The organism is Bradyrhizobium cosmicum (genome assembly GCF_007290395.2).
Taxonomy (GTDB): Bacteria; Pseudomonadota; Alphaproteobacteria; order Rhizobiales; family Xanthobacteraceae; genus Bradyrhizobium; species Bradyrhizobium cosmicum.
This window is the reverse complement of sequence record NZ_CP041656.2, coordinates 1,194,584-1,216,225: the sequence shown is the minus strand read 5'-3', so window position 1 is coordinate 1,216,225 and position 21,642 is coordinate 1,194,584. Positions and strand designations below refer to the sequence as shown.

20 protein-coding genes are annotated in these 21,642 nt (G+C 64.7%); 2 read left to right on the top strand and 18 right to left on the bottom strand.

The window, feature by feature from the left end; genetic code table 11:
* Positions 1 to 4: 4 nt before the first annotated feature.
* The 7 genes from FNV92_RS05610 to FNV92_RS05580 all read right to left on the bottom strand — a co-directional run bounded on the left by FNV92_RS05610 (position 5) and on the right by FNV92_RS05580 (position 7,791).
* Positions 5 to 598, bottom strand: a complete 594-nt coding sequence (locus FNV92_RS05610) for a TRAP transporter small permease subunit (RefSeq protein ID WP_143841777.1) — start codon at positions 596 to 598, stop codon at positions 5 to 7.
* Between the two features lie 8 nt (positions 599 to 606).
* Positions 607 to 1,605, bottom strand: coding sequence for a TRAP transporter substrate-binding protein (locus tag FNV92_RS05605; RefSeq protein ID WP_143841778.1), 999 nt, complete (start codon positions 1,603 to 1,605; stop codon positions 607 to 609).
* A gap of 33 nt (positions 1,606 to 1,638) precedes the next feature.
* A complete protein-coding gene (locus FNV92_RS05600) occupies positions 1,639 to 3,297 on the bottom strand; it encodes a hydantoinase B/oxoprolinase family protein (RefSeq protein ID WP_143841779.1) in 1,659 nt (552 codons plus the stop codon).
* Between the two features lie 2 nt (positions 3,298 to 3,299).
* Positions 3,300 to 5,384, bottom strand: coding sequence for a hydantoinase/oxoprolinase family protein (locus tag FNV92_RS05595; protein ID WP_143841780.1), 2,085 nt, complete (start codon positions 5,382 to 5,384; stop codon positions 3,300 to 3,302).
* A 120-nt stretch (positions 5,385 to 5,504) separates the two neighbouring features.
* Positions 5,505 to 6,326, bottom strand: a complete 822-nt coding sequence (locus FNV92_RS05590) for an NAD-dependent protein deacetylase (RefSeq protein ID WP_143841781.1) — start codon at positions 6,324 to 6,326, stop codon at positions 5,505 to 5,507.
* A gap of 155 nt (positions 6,327 to 6,481) precedes the next feature.
* Positions 6,482 to 7,087, bottom strand: a complete 606-nt coding sequence (locus tag FNV92_RS05585; RefSeq protein ID WP_143841782.1) for a hypothetical protein — start codon at positions 7,085 to 7,087, stop codon at positions 6,482 to 6,484.
* A 299-nt stretch (positions 7,088 to 7,386) separates the two neighbouring features.
* Positions 7,387 to 7,791 carry a hypothetical protein gene (locus FNV92_RS05580; RefSeq protein WP_143841783.1) on the bottom strand — a complete coding sequence of 135 codons (405 nt, stop codon included), beginning with the start codon at positions 7,789 to 7,791 and terminating at the stop codon, positions 7,387 to 7,389.
* Between the two features lie 857 nt (positions 7,792 to 8,648).
* Between FNV92_RS05580 and FNV92_RS05575 the strand changes: the two genes are divergently transcribed.
* On the top strand, positions 8,649 to 8,858 hold the full coding sequence (locus FNV92_RS05575; protein WP_014439765.1) for a DUF1488 family protein: 210 nt from the start codon (positions 8,649 to 8,651) through the stop codon (positions 8,856 to 8,858).
* 26 nt (positions 8,859 to 8,884) lie between these two features.
* Here the strand turns inward: FNV92_RS05575 and FNV92_RS05570 are convergent, their stop codons facing one another.
* Entirely contained in the window at positions 8,885 to 9,721 is an 837-nt protein-coding gene (locus FNV92_RS05570; protein ID WP_143841785.1) for an SDR family oxidoreductase, read from the bottom strand.
* A 248-nt stretch (positions 9,722 to 9,969) separates the two neighbouring features.
* On the opposite strand from FNV92_RS05570, the gene FNV92_RS05565 reads away from it, so the two are divergent.
* Positions 9,970 to 11,304 (top strand): dicarboxylate/amino acid:cation symporter, encoded by a 1,335-nt coding sequence (locus FNV92_RS05565; RefSeq protein WP_143841786.1) that lies wholly within the window; start codon positions 9,970 to 9,972, stop codon positions 11,302 to 11,304.
* A gap of 167 nt (positions 11,305 to 11,471) precedes the next feature.
* Here the strand turns inward: FNV92_RS05565 and FNV92_RS05560 are convergent, their stop codons facing one another.
* The 10 genes from FNV92_RS05560 to FNV92_RS05515 all read right to left on the bottom strand — a co-directional run bounded on the left by FNV92_RS05560 (position 11,472) and on the right by FNV92_RS05515 (position 21,384).
* On the bottom strand, positions 11,472 to 13,085 hold the full coding sequence (locus tag FNV92_RS05560) for an ABC-F family ATP-binding cassette domain-containing protein (protein WP_143841787.1): 1,614 nt from the start codon (positions 13,083 to 13,085) through the stop codon (positions 11,472 to 11,474).
* Positions 13,086 to 13,249: 164 nt separating this feature from the next.
* A complete protein-coding gene (locus tag FNV92_RS05555) occupies positions 13,250 to 13,597 on the bottom strand; it encodes a RidA family protein (RefSeq protein WP_014439761.1) in 348 nt (115 codons plus the stop codon).
* A gap of 15 nt (positions 13,598 to 13,612) precedes the next feature.
* Positions 13,613 to 14,734 carry an NAD(P)/FAD-dependent oxidoreductase gene (locus tag FNV92_RS05550; RefSeq protein ID WP_143841788.1) on the bottom strand — a complete coding sequence of 374 codons (1,122 nt, stop codon included), beginning with the start codon at positions 14,732 to 14,734 and terminating at the stop codon, positions 13,613 to 13,615.
* A complete protein-coding gene (locus FNV92_RS05545) occupies positions 14,731 to 16,149 on the bottom strand; it encodes an FAD/NAD(P)-dependent oxidoreductase (RefSeq protein ID WP_014439759.1) in 1,419 nt (472 codons plus the stop codon). Before FNV92_RS05545 ends, FNV92_RS05550 begins: the two co-directional genes overlap by 4 nt.
* Positions 16,146 to 16,442 (bottom strand): (2Fe-2S)-binding protein, encoded by a 297-nt coding sequence (locus FNV92_RS05540; RefSeq protein ID WP_014439758.1) that lies wholly within the window; start codon positions 16,440 to 16,442, stop codon positions 16,146 to 16,148. The genes FNV92_RS05545 and FNV92_RS05540 overlap by 4 nt, the downstream gene beginning before the upstream one ends.
* Before the next feature lie 18 nt (positions 16,443 to 16,460).
* A complete protein-coding gene (locus FNV92_RS05535) occupies positions 16,461 to 17,597 on the bottom strand; it encodes an NAD(P)/FAD-dependent oxidoreductase (RefSeq protein WP_014439757.1) in 1,137 nt (378 codons plus the stop codon).
* Positions 17,598 to 17,605: 8 nt separating this feature from the next.
* Positions 17,606 to 18,412, bottom strand: coding sequence for an ABC transporter permease (locus FNV92_RS05530; protein WP_014439756.1), 807 nt, complete (start codon positions 18,410 to 18,412; stop codon positions 17,606 to 17,608).
* Entirely contained in the window at positions 18,409 to 19,284 is an 876-nt protein-coding gene (locus FNV92_RS05525; protein ID WP_014439755.1) for an ABC transporter permease, read from the bottom strand. Before FNV92_RS05525 ends, FNV92_RS05530 begins: the two co-directional genes overlap by 4 nt.
* Positions 19,281 to 20,321, bottom strand: coding sequence for an ABC transporter ATP-binding protein (locus FNV92_RS05520; protein ID WP_143841789.1), 1,041 nt, complete (start codon positions 20,319 to 20,321; stop codon positions 19,281 to 19,283). The genes FNV92_RS05525 and FNV92_RS05520 overlap by 4 nt, the downstream gene beginning before the upstream one ends.
* Positions 20,322 to 20,349: 28 nt before the next feature.
* Entirely contained in the window at positions 20,350 to 21,384 is a 1,035-nt protein-coding gene (locus tag FNV92_RS05515) for an ABC transporter substrate-binding protein (RefSeq protein ID WP_014439753.1), read from the bottom strand.
* Positions 21,385 to 21,642 lie beyond the last annotated feature (258 nt).

The window sequence follows — 21,642 nt, the reverse complement described above, 5'->3', positions numbered from 1 at the left end:
GCGTTCATTCGACGGGCGAGGCTTTCATGCGGTGATCCTCCAGCGGCAGGCCGAGCACGGCCTGGATCGCGCGCGCGAGGAACTGCAAGGTCAGCAGCAGCATGCCGAATGTCACGACGGCTTGCGGAAACCACAGTGGCGTATCGCTCGAGGTCGAGACCTGACCACGCACGAAGGCGCTCCAGGCGAATTTTCCCATCGACGAGGTCAGGAAGGCCATGAAGGCGAAGCCGGCCGCGGCCGAGAGGATCTCGAGCGCGCGCTGAAACGGCGGTGGAACGTTCTTCAGGAGCAGCACAACGCGGATGTGGCCGCCGACGCGCAGCGTCATGGCGGCGCCGAAGGTGAAAGACGCCGCCATCAGGTAGGAGGAATATTCCCAGGCGATCGAGATCGTCGGCGGGAAGAACGACAGGAAGTTCGAAAGGAAGCGGGTTGCGACCTCGCACAGCATCAGAAGCGTCAGCATGAGCAGGCAGCCGCCGCCGATCCAGCCGTCGAGCCGGCCAAGACGGTCGATGCCGTCGAGCAGGATGCGCAGCGGCGCTGGCGCCGCTGAGTTGAGACTTTGCGGAGCCGCAGACGAAACGCTGACCATGATTGATCTCAGCGCTTCATTTCGGCGAGATAGGCCCGCACCGGCTTGTCGGCCGCAGGCACGCGCTTGAGGAAGGCTTCGAGTTGCGGCGCGGTCTTGGCCCGGATGTCCGTGATCATCGCCTGCGAGACCGGCACCACCTCCATGCCACCCTCCTTCAGGCGGTTGAGGCTGTCGACGTCGGCCTTGAGCGAGTTCGCCCAGAAAGCCGGCTCCATCTTCGCCGCCGTATCTGCGACGAGCTTCTGCTGGTCGGCGCTGAGCGCCTTCCAGGAATCGAGATTGACGGTGAGCATCTGCGACGACCAGACGTGGTTGGTCGGGTAGACGTATTTCAGGAATTCCCAGAACTTGCCGTCGACGCCCGACACCGCGGAGGTCGAGACGCCGGAGACCGCGCCGGACGCCAAGGCCGGAATCGTCTCGCCCCAGGGAATCATGATCGGCGCCATGCCGATCGCGGCCAGCATGTCGACGGCGCCCTTGTCGGGCACGCGGATCTTGATGTTCTTCAGGCCGTCGACCTCGGCGGTCTTGACCTTGAGGTGCAGATACTGCGTCGGCCACGGCACGATGTAGAGGATCTTCTGGTTGTTGCGCGCGGCGACCTTCTCGTATTCGGGCCGCACATATTTGTGCAGCACCTTGAGTTCGTCCATCGAACCGCACAGGAAGGGAATGCTCTCGACGCCCATGAAGGGCTCGTCGCCGACCTGCTGGATGTTGAGGACGTCGGCGAGCGGCACCAGGCCGTCGCGTACGGCACGCAAATGCTCAGGGCCCTTGAAGCCGAGCTGGCCGCCCGCCTTCACGGTGATGGCGATCGAGCCGCCGCTCTGCTTCTTCAGCTCTTCGGCGAAGGCCATCGCGTTCTGGGTGTGGAAATTGCCGTCAGGCCAAACCGTCGACATGTCCCAGCTCACGGTCGCGGCCCGCGCGCGGGTCGAAATGTGGCCGGCGGCGAGCAGCGTCGCTGCGCCTGCAGTGAAGTTTCGTCGCGTAATCATAGAGCCCCTCCGTTTACCAAACGCACTGACGCGTCACCGCGCATAGCCATAAATTGCAACCGCGTTGTCGGCCGACACGAGGCCGCTTTCGATGTCGTCGTTGACCGCCGCGCGATCGCGCTCGCTGGGCGCGCCGATGCCGGCTCCGCCGGGCGTCAGCACGACGAGACGATCATCCGGCGGCACTTGCTGAAAGCCTTTTCCGCGCAACTTCTTGCCGGATTTCAGGCCGACATAGCCGGCCTCGCCGTTCTTACCGCCGTCGCGGCCGCGCGGCGGATGATCGATGCGATCGAACGCCGCCAGAATATCGAACGGCGCATCGACGCCGCTCCCGACCTCGATGATTTGGCCAAGACCCCCGCGGGTACGCCCTGCCCCACCGGAATCCGGACGCAGCTCCTTGCGCCAGAAGATCAGCGGCGTCTGCGTCTCGGCGATCTCGACCGGCGTGCCGCGCACGCCGCTCGGATAGGCCGTGGCCGACAGGCCGTCCTTGCCGAAGCGCGCGCCGGTGCCGCCATTGGAGGTCACCGCCATCGAGAATCCGTAATTGCCGCCGGCGCCGGAGCGCGTCTGTCCGCGCACGTTGAGATTCCACAGGCACGAGGTGCCTTCTGCCGGCACGCGCTCGGGAATGATCTGGCGCAGGCAGCCGAACACGACGTCGGGCAGCATCTGGCCGATGATGTGACGGGAAGCGACCGGCGCCGGCTTCGGCGCGTTGAGGATCGCACCAGGGGGAGCCGACACCGTCAGCGGCGAGAGCGAGCCGGCATTGTTCGGGATCTGCGAGGCGACGACGCAGCCGAGGCCGAACACGGTGTAGGCCGTGGTGTAGGACAGCGGCACGTTGATGCCGAACTTCGAGGCGGCCGTGGTGCCGTCGAAATCGACGTGAATGCCGGTATCCGAAATCGTCAGCGTCGCCGCCAGCGTCACCGGCGAATCGTAGCCGTCGACGACCATGGTGTTGTGCCAGCTTCCCTTCGGCAGCTTGGCGATCTCGGCCAACACCGCTTCGCGCGAGCGGTCGCAGATGTAGTCGCCGAGCCCGTCGAGCGTGTCGATCTCGAACTCGGTCATCATTTCGACCAGGCGCTCGCAGCCGACGTCGTTGCAGCCGGCGAGCGAATAGGTGTCGCCCTCGGTGTCGATCGGCAGCCGCGTGTTGGTGCGGATCATCGCCATCAGCGTCTCGTTGACGACGCCCTGGTCGATCAGCTTCAGCATGGGGATGTAGAGCCCCTCCATGAACACGTCGGTGGCGTCAGGACCGAAGCCGATGCCGCCGATATCCATGAGATGGCTGGTGCAGGAGAACAGCGCGACTGGCTTGCCGTCCTTGAAGCAGGGCGTGGTGACGACGAAGTCGTTGAGATGGCCGGTGCCCATCCAGGGATCGTTGGTGATGTAGGCATCGCCCTCCTTCATCGTCTCGATCGGAAATTGGGCGATGAAGTGCTTGACCGATTCCGCCATCGAGTTGACGTGCCCGGGCGTGCCCGTCACTGCTTGCGCCAGCATCCGCCCCTCGAGGTCGAACACGCCGGCCGAGAGGTCACCGCATTCGCGCACGATCGGGCTGAAGGCGGTGCGGAGCAGCACCTGCGCCTGCTCCTCGACCACGGCGATCAGCCGGTGCCACATGATCTGGAGATCGATCAGGCTCGCGCCATTTGCCTTGCTCATGATCAGGCTGCCTTCCGTTCCATGACGATGCTGCCGGCGCCGTCGATATGGGCGTCGAAACTGTTTGAGACGAACGTGGAGGTTTCGTCCTCGGCGATCACGGCGGGGCCCGCAATCGTGGCGCCCGGCGCCATGTCCTCGCGGCGATACAGCGGGATCTCGATCACCTCTCCCGCGCGGCCGTCAAAGAATTTGCGGCTGCCGGAGGCCTTGCCCGCGGGCGTGCGCGCGACGGAAGCAACAACGGCGGGATTGCGCGCATCGGTGGTCGCGAGCACCGACCAACTCAACACTTCGATCGCGGCACCCGGAATCGACCGCTCGAACATCGCCGAGTAGTCCGCCTCGAACTTCTGGCGCAGGCCGGCGAGATCAGCCGTCGTCAGCGGGCGGTTCGGCAACTCGATCGTGATCTCGTGGCCCTGGCCGACATAGCGCATGAAGGCAGCGCGCCGCTCGCGCACGGGCGCACCGGCCGCACCTGGCTCGACCAGCGCGCGGGCTTCGGTCACCATCTCTTGAAGCAGGTCCGACACCGCCTTGGTGTCGAAATCGTCGAGGCGGACGTGGCGGCTGCGCACCAGCTCATAGGCGATCGGAGCGGCCAGGAATCCGACGGCCGAACCGACGCCGGCATTCGAGGGCACGATCACGCGGGAGACGCCGATCTTCTCGGCGACACGCGCCGCGTGCAACGGTGCGGCGCCTCCGAACGCAATCAGCGTGTGCTGGCCGACGATCTCACCACGCTCGACCGCATGCACGCGCGCCGCGCTCGCCATGTTCTCGCAGACGACCTCGTGCACCGCATAGGCTGCCGTCTCCGCCGACAGGCCCAGCGGCTCGCCAACAGCGCGCAGCAGCGCCTGTTTGGAAAGCTCCGGGTCGAGCTTGATCGTGCCGCCAGCAAACGCATCGGGATCGATCATGCCGAGCGCGACGTCCGCATCCGTGACGGCCGGGCGCTGGCCGCCGCGGCCATAGCAGGCAGGTCCCGGCTCCGACGAGGCACTCTCGGGGCCGACAGTGACACGCTTCATTGCGTCGACATGCGCGATCGAGCCGCCGCCGGCGCCGATCTCGACCATTTCGATCACGGGAATGCGGACCGGCAGGCCGGAGCCCTTGAGGAAGCGCGCGGCGCGATCGACCTCGAACACGCGCGAGGTTTCGGGCTGGTATTTTTCGATCAGGCAGATCTTTGCGGTGGTGCCGCCCATGTCGAAGGAGAGCACCTTGCTCTCGCCGAGCCTTGCTGCGATCTGCGCAGCGAAAATGGCGCCGCCGGCGGGACCGGATTCGACGAGTCGCACCGGAAAGCGCCGCGCCGTCTCGATCGACGTGACGCCGCCGCCGGAGGTGACGAGATAGATGGCGCCGCGGTATTGCTCCACCTGCAAAGCATCCGCCATGCGGGCGAGATAGCCGTCGATCAGCGGTTGCACATAGGCGTTCGCGACCGCAGTCGATGTGCGCTCATACTCGCGAATTTCCGGACAAACGGCCGAAGACACTGTCACCGAAACGCCCGGCATCTCCTCCGCAAGGATCGCGGCGGTGCGCCGTTCGTGCTCGGGATTGGCATAGGAGTGTAGAAAGGCGATCGCGACCGCCTCGACCTTCAGTTCGCGCAACTTCGGAGCGAGCGCACGCACTGCGGCTTCGTCAAGCGGGAGACGAACGGCGCCGTGGGCATCGATGCGCTCGGGCACGGTGAAGCGAAGGCTGCGCGGCGCCAGCGGCTTCGGCTTGTCGATGGTGAGATCATACTGATCGTAGCGGCTCTCGGTGCCGATATCGAGCACATCGCGGAAGCCCTCGGTCGCGATCAGCGCCGTTTTCGCGCCGCGCCGCTCGATGATGGCGTTGGTCGCGAGCGTCGTGCCGTGAATGAAGACGTCGATGTCGCTGATATGTGCACGCGCATCAGCGAGAATGAGACGCATCCCGTCCAGCACCGCCTGCTCCGGCCGCTGCGGCGTGGTCAGCACCTTGCGTGTCTTGCGATCCTGACCCACGTCCAACACGATATCGGTGAACGTGCCACCGATATCGACGGCAAGCCGCACCTCGGCTCCTTCAAGCATACCAAATTCTCCGGCTGATCGTCCAATTGCGCGAAAACCGCAGCAATTTTCATACCAGCGACGGCGCCGATGGTGAAGCGCGTGGCACCTATGCGATAGCAGGAGTTCGGTGCGCCAAGCTCAGAGCAGGAAGGCGAGCGCAGCTTCGCAACGGTCCTCGACCTTGAGCGTCAGGAGTTCGTCGGCGCGGGTGCGTCCGAGGTTGACCGCGGCGATCGGGATCTGCCGGCGCGCGGCCGCCTGCACGAAGCGGAAGCCGGAATAGACCATCAGCGACGAGCCGACGATCAGCATGGCGTCGGCCTGCGACAGATGGTCCTGCGCGGTGGCGACCACATCGCGCGGAACGTTCTCGCCGAAGAACACGACGTCGGGCTTGAGGATGCCGCCGCAGGCCTCGCAGGCCGGCACTGTGAACGACGAGAAATCCGCGTGCTCGAGATCAGCGTCGCCATCCGGTGCATCCGCAGCATCGAGCGTCAGCCACTCCGCGTTCGCGCGGCCCAGCGTCTGCTGGAATTCGTTACGCGGCGTCTTGGCGCCGCAACCCATGCAACGGACCAGATCGAGCCGGCCGTGCAGGTCGATCACATGCCGGTGGCCGGCGGACTGATGCAGCCGGTCGACGTTCTGGGTCAGCAGCATCTCACACCGACCGCTGGCCTCGAGGCGCGCGAGCGCATGATGAGCATCGTTCGGGCGGGCCTGGCCGAACCGCCGCCATCCGATCAGGCTGCGCGCCCAGTAGCGCTGGCGCGTCTGCTCTTCCGCCATGAAGGCCTGGAAGTTGACCGGCTGGGTTCGCTTCCAATTGCCGGCACTGTCGCGATAGTCGGGAATGCCCGAATTGGTGCTGCACCCGGCACCGGTCAGCACGAACAGACGCTCGTGCCGGCCGACGAAATCCTGGAGCGAAGGGTTTGCCACCGGAGGGTTTGTCATGGCGCAGATGTAGTCTGCGCCGGCGGGTTTTTCCAGATCACATCCGCGGCGGCGGCGCGGGACCCGCAATCAGCTTCACGAGCTCGCTCTGGCGCGCGGTGCCGGTCTTGCGGAAGACGGGTGGAGATGAGTCTCGCTCACGGCATCGGCACGAGCTATTTCGACGGCACGCTCGGCTTCGGTGGAGCGGCCTGCTTCTGCGACACGACCGCCTTGCCCGGCGGAACCTCGGGCGCTGGAGGTGCGACCGGCGAAGACTGACCGACCGACAACGACACGCCGATCACGCGCCATTGTCCTTCGACCGGCGCGAACAACAGTTCGAAATTCACCTGCGAGGGCACCGAGGGAAAAAATCCCGCCACGTGCAGGAGACCGTTCGGCTCGATCTGCGGCAACAACGACAATTGCGGATCGATGACGGCGACACCGGAGATATCGAGCTTGTCGCCGCGCTGCTTGGCGAAGATCTCCGCGAGCTTGGCGGCGGTGTTGACCTGAAACCCGGGCGCGCCGAGGTCGCGCAGCACGGTGTAATTGCCGGTCTTGTTGGCGTGGTCGAGCGCGAGCAGCGTCGATCGTATCAGCATGAGCACGCCGTTCCGGTCGATGTTGGCCGGCTTCGCTGCGGCCTGCGGCTGCGGCGGCGCCGCCTGGTGTGGCTGCGGCGGCGTCTGTTGCGCAGACGTCGTCACCGCGCCCAGGATCAGCAGCCCTAGAACCAAGAGCCCGAGGCCTGCACTTACCCAGCGAAGCGTCATGGCGACCGCGTTCTTCCTGTCACGATGGCAGCGAGCCCGGCGCAATGAACGAGCGTGGCGCCCGCGACGGATTTGGTCAAAGGGAACATCGCTCTCGCGATCGCAGGAGGCATTTGCGCTCTCAGGTCTAGAGGTCGGGTCTGTCCCGACCGTTGGCCGGATACGGCCGCCGTGAATGTGGGGCAGGAGACGCGAGCGAGCATCAACCGTACGGTCGAGTTCGCCCGAGCTTACCGAACCGGCGACCTGGTTGTTCGCGACTGTTGCTGGATCGCATCGCGAGGCTTCACGACGGCCCGTCAGGCCTTGGGAGAACCGACGTCATGCCTGTGCTTGTGAAGGAACCGGGCGAGCTGCCCACGGAGCGATGCTGTCTCCAACAATGTTCCGACCGATCCGGCGGTATCGAATATCTCCCGCTGAAGTGCCGTCGGCAGAGAATTCCACTGCATGATGACCGCCGCGCCGAGACACCGCAAAACACGCTCCTCCTCCGCCGCGAGGGCTGCGCCGCGCAATCGCTCCGTCTCCCCGGCGTTGACCGCATCCACGTATTGGTCCGCGAGGACCTGTTCGTTGTCCGCACGCGATGCAAGGCTATCCTGCAGTTTCTCGAATTTTCGAGTGTCATCCTTGCCGGGCGAGCTCTTGGCCAGTTCGCCATACGCGGCTGCCTTAGCGCGATACTGCAGAAATTTGAACATACCGTCCTTTCGTTGAAGTCTCCGCGTATCCAGCCTGCCACTTGCAGGCTCTGCCGGCGTCGCGCCACTCAAAATCCGCGCGACCTTCCATCACGAATGAGGGGAGGCCGCTGCATCGTCATTCTACTGGGGCGTCTTCTTTACGGAGAAATATGCGAGGATCTCAGCGGCATTTCCAAGGATCGCGGCCCTGCGCATCGCAGCAGTCCGCTCGTCTCCCGACGGCATCTTGCGAGCCCGATCGAGGGCCTCGATCACCCTGGTGTTCAGTTCGCCAGCCAACGGCGACTGGATCAATTCTGACGAGCTAACCGATTCAGCCGACGGCGACGACAACGGCACGCCGAAACCGGTTACCATTGTATGAGCATCGCAGAGGCAACCAGCAGCATGAAGAATACCGGCAGCAGCACCGGAGGTACGAGCCACTCGCGAAGACCGTATCCAGGAGAATCCGACATATCGACCGCCTCTTGATCACGGCGGGAGCGCAATGCTCTCAGTCACCGATAACAGCCGAGGGGCGCGCGATGATAAGTCGGATATAGTGATCTTTCGCCGAATAACGAGGTCCGGCTGAAACTAATCGCCACAATATGCATTGAACAGGGCTATAGCATCATGGTCGCCAGTAGCGCACCCGACTCGCAGCAGCCGTCTCCCTGCGCCGCGCGGCTCTCCCAAGGATGGGCCTAACCGCATCTCGACGAAGTGTCCGTGTCCTTGACGTATCTGCCGAGTGTCGCCTCCGCAAAAGTGCCTCGTCCAAGCCGACGCTGGCACCTGAACCTGATCGGGCCCGAACCATGATTGATTTTCCAAATCACAGCCGCTCATATGACCGGACCCGACGAGCCGTGCGGTTCTGGGGACACGACAGCGCCATCGAGGCCTCGTTCTACATCGATGAGGGCGCATTGAAGCATATCCAGCCGGGCGCCAATCCCAACGAGTCGGGCTTTCTGAACGCGTTCGATTCCCACCGCGACCTGATATGTGCCGCTGCGGCCCGGAAATATGTTCGGGGCAGCAGGGGCTCTTACGATCTGGTCGCGGGAGATTTCTGAAACTGTCCGCTCGAACTTGCCCTGATCTAGCTCGCCCAGTTCTCGCGGAACTCGGGGAATAGCGTCAGGCCTCCGCAGGCGTAGATCGTCTGCCCGGTGATGTAGCTCGCATCGTCCGACGCCAGGAAGGCGAACACGGCGGCGATCTCTTCCGGCGTTCCGACACGGCCGAGCGGAATGTGACCCGTGACGTCGCCGCGCTTTTTCGGGTCGTCGGTCCAGGCTGCATTGATCGGCGTGTCGATCGCGCCCGGCCCGACCGCGTTGACCCGAATGCCCCGGCCAGCGAACTCCAGCGCCAGCGTCCGCGTCAGATTGGCCATCCCGCCCTTGCTGATCGAATAAGCGAGATAGCCGGGCTTTGGAATGATCTGGTGGACGCTGGAGCAATTGATGATGCTGCCGCCCGCGCCGCGCGCCACGAAATGCGCCAGCGCCTTCTGCGCGCAGAGCACGGCACCGTTGAGGTTCACGTCGATGATGCGGCGATAGGTTTCGACGTCGAGCGCCTCGCTCGGCGATTCCGCCTGGAAGCCGGCATTGTTGACGAGGCAGTCGAGCCGCTTCCAGCGCGCCAGGATCGTCTCGAACATCGCGGCAATTTCCTTCTCGTTGGCGACGTCCGCCTGCACGACGACATGATCGAGCCCGATGTGGCCGCGATCGCTCGATGCTTTCCGTGCGAGCGCGAGCGTTTCCTCCGCCCTCTCCACATGACCGAAATAATTGATGGCAACCGTCGCGCCCTCCTGGGCGAGGCGAATCGCCACCGCGCGGCCGATGCCCTGCGATGCACCGGTCACCAGTGCATATTGGCCGATGAGGCGCGAGGGAAACTGGGGTGAACGATCGGTTTGCGGCATGGTCGGCTCCAGATCATCTTGAGGTCGCGAGATTTCATCAACGGGCCGGGATTTTGGTTCCATCGCCTGACCGGCATGATCGGCAGCCGATGCCGGTTGCAGAGACGGATGCCGACCAGTTGCGGTGCAGCGGCCGATCTTCGTGCGTTCCGACAAAAATGTGATTGTCGCTTCTGCGGCGGCCATCACATGATGCAAATCATGCAAGGTCAATTCCTGCAAAATCAAAGCGTTCCGGGGCCTACGATATGACACAAGTTGCGATCCAGCCAGCCATCCATCGCCGGCATCAGCCCTGGTACACGATCCTCTATGTCCAGGTCCTGATCGCGATCGCGCTCGGGGTGCTCATCGGCTATGTCTATCCTGATCTCGGCAAGGCGCTGAAGCCGCTCGGCGACGGCTTCATCGCGCTGATCAAGATGATGATCGCACCCGTCATCTTCTGCACCGTGGTACACGGCATCTCCTCGATGGGCGATCTCAAGCGGGTCGGCCGGGTCGGTCTGAAGTCGCTGATCTATTTCGAGACGGTGTCTACGGTGGCGCTCGCGATCGGCCTGTTGGTCGGCGAGATTCTCCAGCCCGGCAACGGCTTCAATATCGATCCCGCCACGATCGACCCGAAGTCGGTGGCGACCTATGTCAACAAGGCCCACGAAGACGGCATCGTCGCCCATCTGATGGCGATCATTCCCGACAGCTATGTGGGCGCGATTGCGCGCGGCGACCTCTTGCAGGTCTTGCTGGTCTCGATCCTCTCCGGCTTCGCCATCGCCTTCCTCGGCAAGGCCGGCGAGCCGATCGCGGAGGCGATCGACAAGGCCGCAAAGACGTTCTTCGGCATCATCCGCATCATCGTGCGCGTGGCGCCGATCGGCGCATTCGGCGCGATGGCCTTCACCGTCGGCGCCTACGGTCTCGGCTCGCTGCTCAACCTCGCCGCCCTGATCGGCACGTTCTATCTGACCAGCATCCTGTTCGTGGTGATCGTGCTCGGCGCGATTGCGCGCCTTGCCGGCTTCTCGATCCTGCGCTTCATCGCCTACATCAAGGACGAGCTCTTGATTGTGCTCGGTACCTCGTCGTCGGAGACGGTGCTGCCGCAGATGATCCAGAAGATGGAGCATCTCGGCGCCTCGCGCTCGGTGGTCGGCCTCGTCATCCCGACCGGCTACAGCTTCAACCTCGACGGCACGAACATCTATATGACGCTGGCAACGCTGTTTCTGGCGCAGGCGACCAACACCCATCTGACGATCTGGCAGGAGCTCGGCATTCTCGGCATCGCCATGATCACCTCCAAGGGGGCCTCGGGCGTGACCGGTGCCGGCTTCATCACGCTTGCCGCGACGCTCTCGATCGTGCCGGATATCCCGATCCAGTCGATCGCGATCCTGGTCGGCATCGACAAGTTCATGAGCGAGTGCCGCGCCCTGACCAATCTGATCGGCAACGGCGTCGCCTGCGTCGTTATCAGCATCTCCGAAGGCGAGCTCGACCGCGACGCGCTGCACGAGACCATGGCGCATCCGCTGGAGATGGGCGAGGCGCTGGAACCTGGCGGCAGCGCAGCGTCGTAGCCTTGGTTCCGACGCGGTAGTTTCCCGGTGTGGTCAATTGGTGCGCTCCGAGTCACAACAATCGGGTTGGGATCACGGACTGATACTCATACGTTCCACCCGACGCGCTGGGGGCAGGGCGTCGGGTTTTTGAAAGATTGCTGTCGTATCGGAACCGCGAGGCGGGATCAGACGATCCCGCCATCGGGGCTCTGAGCGCCGGCGCCAAGATCGAGCCGTCGCGTGACCCCGATCGCCTGCAAGAACGCTTCATCATGACTGACGACAAGCAGCGCGCCGTCGTAGAGCTGCAAGCCTGCTTCCACGGCTTCAATGGACTCGATGTCCAGATGATTGGTCGGCTCGTCCAGGATCAACAGGGACGGAGGTGCCGGGCCGCCTAGCACGCAGGCCAGGCCCGCGCGAAACATCTGCCCCCCGCTCAAATGTCCTACGGTCTGCAACGCCGCATCCGCGCGAAACATAAAGCGGGCCAGCGCGGCATGACATTCGTTCGCGCCCGCCTTCGGATTGAGACGCCGGAAGTTTTCCAGAATGGAAATTGTGGCATCGAGCAGGCTGATCTTCTGGTCGAACAGCGCGAGGTCCGGCCTGACCCGCACGATGCCCGAGAGCGGACGTAACTCGCCCGCGATGAGCTTCAACAGCGTCGTCTTGCCTGAACCGTTGGGCCCGACCAGCGCGACACGCTCCGGCCCGACCACGGAGAATGAGAGATCGTGCAAGACGGGGCGGTCCGGTTGATAACCGGCACTTACCCTTTCGAGCCAAACCACCTCCCTGCCCGCCGGCAGGTTTGTCGCGGGCATCTTGGCCGACAGTGGTTGAAGAATCTCGACACGGCGGCGCGCCGTGTCGACAGCATCGAGCGCTTCCGCGCGCCGCCGCTCGGCGATCTGCGTATTCTTGCCGCCGGTGTCCTCGCTGCGGTCCTTGCGTCCGCCGGCCAGGATGCGCGGCATGTCGCCTTTGGCACGTTTCTTCCTGCCGCCGCTGTCCTTGCGCGCCTTCCTCTCCGCGGCCTCCTGCGCCTTGCCGTCGATCTCGGCGAGATGCCTCTCTGCATGCGCGAGGTCATGTTTCACGGCCGCCAGCTCGACGGCCCTCTGCGCGCGAAAGCTGCTCCAATTGCCGCCGTATCGCGTTGCGCCAAGCGATGTCAGCTCGACGATCGCGTCCATGGTTTCGAGCAGGCCCCGATCATGGCTGACGACGATCGCGCCGCCGCGCCAGCCGGAGAGGAGATCGATCACCGCCTTGCGCCCATTCTGATCGAGATTGTTGGTAGGTTCGTCCAGGAGCAGAAAGTCCGGCTCAGTGAAGACCAGCGCGGCGAGACGAACCCGCGTGATCTGTCCGCCGGACAGGCGGGACAGCTCCGTATCGGGAGTCGGATCAAACCCGAGACGCGCCAGGGCAGTTTCCAGCCGCACTTCGAGCGTCCAGTCGATCGCAGCGATGTCCTCGGCAGACGCCTCACCCCGCTCGGCCCGGCGCAGCAGTTCCAGCGCATGGCGCGCGCCGAACAGGTCGGCCACGGTCGCGCCCTCGAGGATCTGCACGTCCTGCCGCAGCAGGCCGAGTGTGCCGTTGATCAGAACGCGGCCGGATTGGGGAACATGCCCCTCGGACATCGACGCAAGCAGCGTCGTCTTCCCGATGCCATTGCGGCCGACGAGACCTGTTCGCTCGGCAGCGAATGTCAGATCGATGTCGGAGAGAAGAGCGCGGCCGTCAGGCGTGAACAGAGACAGGTTCGACAGGATGATTGAAGCAGGCATGGAATTCCCCGTGAGCAAGGCGGATGGGCTTTGCGGTCGGGGTAAAATCCATGGGTGCGAATATCCTGATTGAGAGACGCTCTAATTAGCCTTGTTGAGGAACGAGATCAAGTCGTGGGGACGGCAGCGCGCGGAAGCGCCGACGTCCCTCTCCGCCTGCGCGATCAGCCCTTGAACGCGGTCACCACTACTTCGATCAACGCGCCGCCGCCGAGATCGGCGACGCCGACGGTGGCGCGGGTCGGCAGATCGTCGCCGAAGAACTCGGTCCAGGCCGCGTCCATCTCCTTCTTCTTCGAGAGATCGGTGACGAAGATCGAGGTGCTGACGACGCGGCTCTTGTCGGTGCCCGCCTCCTTCAGATAACCGGCGACCTTGCCGAGGATATTGCGGGTCTGGTCGCCCATCGAGACCGAGGTGTCGTCGGCGATGGTGCCGCCGACGAAGACGAAGCCGTTGGCTTCGACGGCGCGGTGCATGATGGGCGTGCGGATGCTGCGGATGATGCTCATGATGTCCTCGTATTGCTAGAGCGTCGTGGGATGGAAGCGGTCGATGCCGAGCTCGCCGATGCGGGTCTGGGTGCCGCCGTTGACGATCAGCTCCGCCATGACAGCGCCGGCACCGGGGCCGAGCTGAAAACCGTGCAGCGAGAAGCCGAACTGATGATAGAGGCCCTTGTGGCGTGAACTCGGTCCGAACACGGGAATGTCGTCCTTCATCTTCGCCTCGATGCCGGCCCAGGCGCGCATGATCGTCGCATCGCGCATCACCGGGAACAGCTCGAACACCGTGCCCGCGCTGATGGCGAGGCTCTTCCAGTCCAGCACCGTCTCGTTGCGGTCCTGATAAGGCGTTGCCAGATGGCCGCCGCCGATCAGCACGGTGCCGTTCTTGAACTGCTTGAAGGAGAGCTTTCGGCCGCGCAGGATCACGACGGGGTCGATGAAGTGCGGCACGCGCGAGGTGATCATCAGCATCGGCGCCACGGTCTCGACCGGGACCGGCTCGCCGAGCGCGGCCGCGATCTTGCCGGCCCAGGCGCCGGCGGCGTTGACGAGCACCGGCGCGGCGTAGGTGTCCGAGCCGACATCGACAGACCAGAGGCCGTCGCTGTAGCGGATGTTGCTCGCCGCGACACCCTCGCGCACGGTCGTGCCGAGCTGCTCGGCCTTGCGCCGGAACGCAGTCGTCGCCTGCGCCGGATTGGCCGCGCCATCGCGCCGCGAGACCACGCCGCCGGGGCAGGTGTCGGCCACCGCCGGCACGAGGCGCCGCAACTCCGCCGCGTCGATCAGTTCTTCATGGGTGAAGCCGAGGGCATTCAGCTCGGCGACACGCGCGCGGCAGACCGCAAGCTCCTCCTCGTTCTCGGCGACCAGGACCTGACCGTAGCTCTCAAAGCTGCAATCGTCATCGAGCAGATCGGTGATCTTTTCCCAGATCCCCATCGAGCGGATCGAGAGCGGGATTTCGGGGATGTGCCGCGCAAGCTGGCGCACGCCGCCGGCATTGACGCCGGAGGCATGGCGCCCTGCATAGTCCTTCTCGATCAGCACCGGCTTCAGGCCGGCGAGGCAGAGATGCAGCGCGGTCGAGCATCCGTGGATGCCGCCACCGACGACGATTGCATCCACGTTTGTCGTCATCCGCGCACCACCGCCTTGACGTCGGCCTCGCTCTTCGGAACGGCGGCAAGCTCGGCCAGCGTGATCGGCTTGACCGGCGCGCGCAGCCGGTAATATCCGATCTCCTGCGGGGTCTTCCCGCGCGCCTGCGCCATCAACTCGGTGACGGTGAGGCCGCAGAGCCGACCTTGGCACGGGCCCATGCCGGTGCGGCGATAGGCCTTGAGCTGGTTCGGCCCGGTCGCGCCGATCGCGACGGAATCGAGAACGTCCTTTGCGGTGACCTCCTCGCAGCGGCAGACGATGGTATCGCCCGAGGGAATGCGGAACTGCGGCGCCGGGCGGAACAGCGTATCGAGAAAGACGCGGCCGCGTTCAGCCTTGGCAAGATCGGCGCGCAGCGTAGCCATTGGCGCGAGTTTCGAAGCCGCCGCCGGCGCCAATGCTTCCACCGCCGCGCGCGCCGCGATGCGGCCCCGGACCACCGCGGCGTTGGCTCCGCCGATGCCGGCACCGTCACCGGCGATCGCAATGCCCGCGACCGATGAATTGCCGCTTCCATCGAGGACCGGCGACCAGCACAGTTGCAAGTCATCCCAGCGATGCTCGACGCCGGCCGACATCGCGAGATTGACGTTGGGCACGACGCCCTGATGCAGCAACAGGAGATCGGCAGGGATAGTCTCGCGCTTGCCGCCCGCGACATAGCTCACGTTCGCAAGCTGACCGTCACCGGCTGCTGAGAGCTCGGTGACGCCGGAGACGACCTGCACCTTTGCCTTCACTTCGCGCATCATCGACAAGCCCTTGCTGAAATAGGGCGAGGTCAGGAAGGCGAAGGCGTGAGGCAGCGCGGCGAAATAATTGCCGCGCTCGGTGGTGTCGAGGATGCGGTCGATCCGGCCGCCAAGCCGCAGAATCTGCGCGGCGAGCAGCCAGAGCAGCGGCCCCTGCCCTGCGATCACGGTGCGCCCGTCAGGCACCAGCGCCGACGATTTCAGCATGGTCTGCGCGGCGCCTGCGGTCATCACGCCGGGCAGCGTCCAGCCGGGGATCGGAAACGGCCGCTCCAGCGCGCCGGTGGCCAGGATCACGCGCTTGGCCTTGACGAAGGCCGAGGCGCCGCCGACGGAGACAGCGATGTCGAGATTGCGGTCGAGGCTCCAGACGGTGGCACGATGAATGACCTCGGCATTGCTCGCGCGCAGCGACTGCACGAGCTCCGCGCCGACCCAGTAGTCGGCGCCGAGCTGGTTGCGGTCGGTCACGGGCGTCGAGGCGATGGCGCGAAACACCTGGCCGCCCGGACCGATGTTTTCATCGAGCAGCAGCGTCGACAGGCCGGCCTCGGCGGATGTCGCCGCGGCAGCAAGGCCCGCGGGCCCGGCTCCGATCACCACCACGTCGTAGTCTTCGCGCTTGGGAGCCATGGTCATTTTCCGATCTCCCGCTTGCCCTTCTGGATCTCGATCTGCATGCCCTCGGCGACGGGGATGAGACAGCCCTGCCGGTTGCCGACGCCGTCGATGGTGACGAGGCAGTCGAAGCAGACGCCCATCATGCAATAGGGCAGCCGTGGCGCACCGCTGACGGCAGTCGACCGGCGCACGTCTTGACTGGAGGCCAGCAGCGCGGCGGAGACGGTGTCGCCCTGACGCGCCGCGACGGCAACGCCGTCGACGAAGATCTGCACCTGTGGCCGCTTGTCCTGTTCGGATCGTTTGAACATCTTGCTCCTTCAATATCTCTAGTAGCCGCTGTTGTTCGCCGCGCCCGCGCCGCCAAAGCGGCTGGCGGAAAACGCACCGACCAGCTCGGGCTCGAGCGCGCCCTGCGCGACCATGCGCGCGATCTCGAAGGCGTGGTTGGAGGCGAGCGTCACGCCGGAATGGCAGCAGGCGACGAAGGCACCGGGATGCGTCTCCGACTGGTCGTAGATCGGAAAGCCATCCTGCGGCATGACACGGATGCCGGCCCAGCTCCTGACCACGTTGAGCCGCGACAGATGCGGGAACATGCGCTGGGCGCGATCGGTCATCACGGCGCTGATCGAGTGCTTCAGCGCGCGGTCGTCGAGCTCGTCCTCCTTGCTGTCGCCGATCATCACCGTGCCCTCGTCGGTCTGACGAATCGTCGTCAGCGGATGCGGCAGGAACGGCATGGTGCGTTCGGTCACCACGATCTGGCCGCGGGTCGGCCCCATCGGCGCATAAAGACCCACCATCGGCGCCAGCGTCTGGTTGGCATTGCCGGCAGCCAGCACGATCTTGGCGGCGCGGAGCTCGCCCTTCGGCGTGGCCAGGCGGAATTCGCCGCCGCTCTTGCTGATCGCCGAGACCGGGCGCTCCGGGAAATAGTCGATGCCGAACGCCCTAAAGCCGGTGTGGAAGGCGCGGAACGTCCGCAGCGAATTGACGTGGCCGTCGAGCGGGCAATAGCTGCCGCCGGAGACCTCCGGCCCGATCAGCGGCAGCGACTTCTTCACCTCGGATGCGGACAGCATCTCCATCTTGTAGTCGGCCGCGCCAGTCTGGTTATGCATGCGCTTGACCAACTCGGTGCGCTGGCCGAATTCGTCGTCGCCGAGCGTCAGATGAAAGCCGCCATTCTGCTGGAGGGCGACGTCCAGCCCGGTCTGCTGCTTCAGCTCCAAGGCGAGCCGGCCCCACGCTTGTGATGCGTGCACGGTCCAGACCGTGTAGGCGGGCATGCCGAGCCCTTTGCTCTGGACCCAGACCAGCGCGAAATTCGCACGCGAGGCACGCTTGGTGATGTCGCCTTCGTCGAGCACGGCGACGCGCTTGCCGAGCCGTCCGAGGCCCCAGGCAATGGCGGAGCCGAGCAGTCCGCCGCCGACGACGGCGACGTCGTAATCCGTTCGCATAGATTCTCCTATCGTCCCGTATCGCCCTTGCCGGCGAGCACACGGTCGAGCCCGTAGAAGCGGTCGAGCAGAATGAGGGCGGTCATGGTGATCGCGATCACGCAGGCCGAGACCGACGTCACCAGCGGATCGATGTTGTCCTGGATATAAAGGAACATGCGCACGGGCAACGTTTCGGTCCCCGGTGCAGCAAGGAAGACGGTCATGGTGAGATCGTCGAAGGACTGGATGAAGGCGAGCGCCCAGCCGCTGATGACGCCGGGCAGGATCAGCGGCAGCGTCACGCGGCGGAACAGCGTCCAGCCGCCGGCGCCGAGCGAGACAGCCGCCATCTCGACCGTGCGGTCCATGCCCGTTGCGGCCGCCAGCGTCAGCCGTAGCGCGAACGGGAACACGATGATGACATGCGCGATGATCAGCGCGGCAAAACTGCCGCCAAGGCCAGCCGAGGTGAAGAAACGCAGGAAGGCAATGCCGAGCACGACATGCGGGATCATCAGCGGCGACAGGAACAGCGCGGCGAGCGCGTCGCGGCCGCGGAAACGATAGCGCGCGATCGCGAGCGCGGCGGGCACCGCAAACAGCAGCGCCACGAAAGACGACAGCGCGCCGAGACCAAGGCTGACCCAGAAGGCGTGGATGAATTCGGGATAGTTGCCGATCGCCCTGAACCAGCGCAGCGAGAAGCCGTTGGTCGGCAGCGAGAGGAAGCCCTCGGGCGTGAAGGCGACGAGGCAGACCACCAGGATCGGCGCCACCATCACGATGACGAAGATGGTGTGGAAGATCAGCGCCAGCGGGCCGTTCCGTCTCATCGGAACACCTCGGCATAGCGGCGCTCGATCAGCGCGTTGCTGCCGACGACGATCAGCACCAGCGCGACCAGCAACAGCGTCGCGACCGCGGCACCGAGCGGCCAGTTCAGCGTGTTGAGGAATTCGTCATAGGCAAGCGTCGCCGCGACCTTGAGCCGGCGGCCGCCGATGATCGCGGGCGTCGCAAACGCGCTGGCCGAGAGCGAAAACACGATGATCGCGCCCGACAGCACGCCCGGCATGATCTGCGGCATGATGATGCGGCGGATCGTGGTGATCGGGCCGGCGCCGAGTGACATCGCGGCATTCTCGATCTGTGGGTCGAGCCGCTGCAGCGCCGCCCACACCGACAACACCATGAACGGCATCATGACATGCGCGAGTGCGATGACCATGCCGGTCTCGGTGAACATGAAGGGAATCGGCGAGCGGATCACGCCTGCCGACATCAGCAGCTTGTTGACGAGGCCGTTGTTGCCGCCGAACAGCAGCGCCCAGCCGAGCGTGCGCGCCACCACGGAGATCAGCAGCGGCCCGAGAATGACCAGCAGGAAAATACTCTTCCAGCGGCCGTCCATGCGGTTGAGAATGTAGGCCTCGGGTGCGCCGAGCAATGCGGTGAGCAGCGTGGTCAGGATCGCGATGCGAAACGTCCGCCAAAACATCTCGGCGTAATAGGGATCGGTCGCGATCTCGTGCCAGTTCTTGAGGATGAAGACCGGCTCGATGCCCTTGTATTGGCCCCAGTCGTGGAACGACAACATCACCGTCATCGCCAGCGGAATCATCAGCACGCCGACGAACAGCACCAGGGCCGGCGCCGTCAGCGCCCAGGGCGCACGTGCGTTGCGCTCGTCGGCGGCCGTGCTCATGCGGAAGCTCCGCCGCGCACGCTCATGTCCTCCGGACGCCAGGCAAGACGAACGGCCTCGCCTTCGGCCGGCTGCTTCTCGCCGTCATTCTGCCGGATCACGATCGCCGGGCCGCATTCGCTCTCGCACTGGAACAGCCAGTGATTGCCCTGGAAGATGCGTGTGACGATCCTGGCGCTGAGACCGGTATCGCCAAAGCCGATCCGCTCGGGTCGAATGCTGACGGTCACGGGGCCGCTGAGACCAGCCGGCGCCGGCGCGCTCCAGGAGCCCGCCGTCACCCGCGCTTGCGCGGCGGTCCGATCGATCGTCGCGGCAAAATCGTTGGTCTTGCCCAGGAACTGCGAGACGAACGCCGAAGCCGGCCGCTCATAGGTCTCCTGCGGCGTGCCGATCTGCTCGATCTTGCCCTGGCTCATCACCACGATGCGGTCGGACAGCGACATCGCCTCGTTCTGGTCGTGGGTGACGAGAATCGTGGTGGTACCGATGGTGCGCTGGATCTGGCGCAGTTCGATCTGCATCTCCTCGCGCAGCTTGGCGTCGAGGTTGGACAGCGGCTCGTCGAGCAGCAGCACGCTCGGCTTGATCACCAGCGCACGGGCCAGTGCCACGCGCTGCTGCTGGCCGCCGGACATGCGACGCGGATGGCGGTCCTCGTAGCCGGCGAGCCCGACCATCGCGAGCGCGGCGCGAACACGTTCGGCCCGCTCACTGCGCGTCACCTTGCGCATCTCCAGACCAAAGGCGACGTTTTCCGCCGCAGTCATGTGCGGAAACAGCGCGTAGCTCTGGAACACGATGCCGAGCCCGCGCTTGGCCGGATGGATCGCGGCCAGATCCTTGCCCTCCAGGCGGATCGCGCCGCGCGTGGGGTCGAGGAAGCCCGCGATCATCTGCAGCGTCGTGGTCTTGCCGCAACCCGACGGGCCGAGAAAGGAGATGAACTCCCCCTTCCCCACCGACAGGCTGAAGTCGTCGACCACGGTCTGCGCGCCGAACTGCTTGGCGACCCGATCGAGCTCGAGATAGGCCATGACGCTGTCTCCGCTACGAACGATCAGATCAACGCTCGACTTCGCGATTCCAGCGCTTGGTCCACTCCTCGCGCTTCTCGTTGATGACGGTCCAGTCCGGATTATAGAGCTTTGCCGCGCGCTCGCCGATCGGCGCCATCTTGCCGAACTCCGGCGGCACCACCAGCGATTTCAGCACCGGGCCGTAGCCGTATTCCTTCAGCATCACGAGCTGGATCTTGGGATCGAGCAGCATCTTGACGAAGCTGGACGCCAGCGGGGAGGCGTTCGGCTTGGTGATCGGACACGCCGTCGTCAGCAGCGTCGCCGCGCCCTCCTTCGGATAGACGAAGTCGACGGGGAAGCCGGTGTTGGCGAAGCTCTGCACGCGGCCGGTGCCCCACACCGCGATCACGGCCTGGCCGGACTGGAACAGCTCGGTCATCTTGCCCGGCGACGGCTCGTAGGCGAGCACGTTCGGATTGATCTGCTCCTTGAAGATCTTGAAGCCGGAATCGACATTGGTCTCGCCGCCGCCGTTCATCTTCGACAGCATCACCAGCGCTTCCAGGCCATAGGTGTTGTTGATCGGCGGGATCACGAGCTGCTTGGCGTATTTCGTGTCCTTCAGGTCATTCCACGAGGTTGGCGGCGCCCAGCCTTTCTCGGCAAACACCTTGGTGTTGTACATCAGCCCGGTGGCGACGATGCCGATCGCGACGGCACGATCGTCCTTGAAGCGGGCGGTGTCGTACAGATCGGCCGGCAGGCCGTCGAGCTTGCCGCAGAAGCCGAGCTGGATCGCCTGATACATTGGGCCGTCATCGACGATCGCGACGTCGATCTGCTGGTTTCCCTTCTGCGCCTGGAGCTTTGCCAGCGTGTCGGTGGAGTTGCCGGCGACGTATTCGACCTTGACCCCATTCTCCTTCTCGAAGGTCGGGATCACCTCGTCCCGGATGGTCTTCTCGAACGAGCCGCCGTAGCCGGCGACATAAAGCGTTTTCTGCTGAGCCGAGGCGGCCGAAATGCCGGCGGCGAGCGCCGCGATGCTGACCGCTGTCAGAAGGCGAAGAGTCTTCATGTGGTCCGATCTCCATACCGGAATGAGGTGACGTGCCGACAAATCTCCGACTGAGGCGCCTTCCGCATTCCCTTCCGCGCAAAACCTCTCCGGACAGGGCTCGGGCCCTTGTTCGGCGGGCTTTGGCGCGATCTGGAGGTTTGAACCCCTCCAATCTGCCGAAAAAGCGGGCTGTCTCCAGTCCTGATGAAAAAGATCGCAAACCTATACTTCCATCGTCCAATGAATAATGGCACCCTCTGCATGCTGAAATGTTAT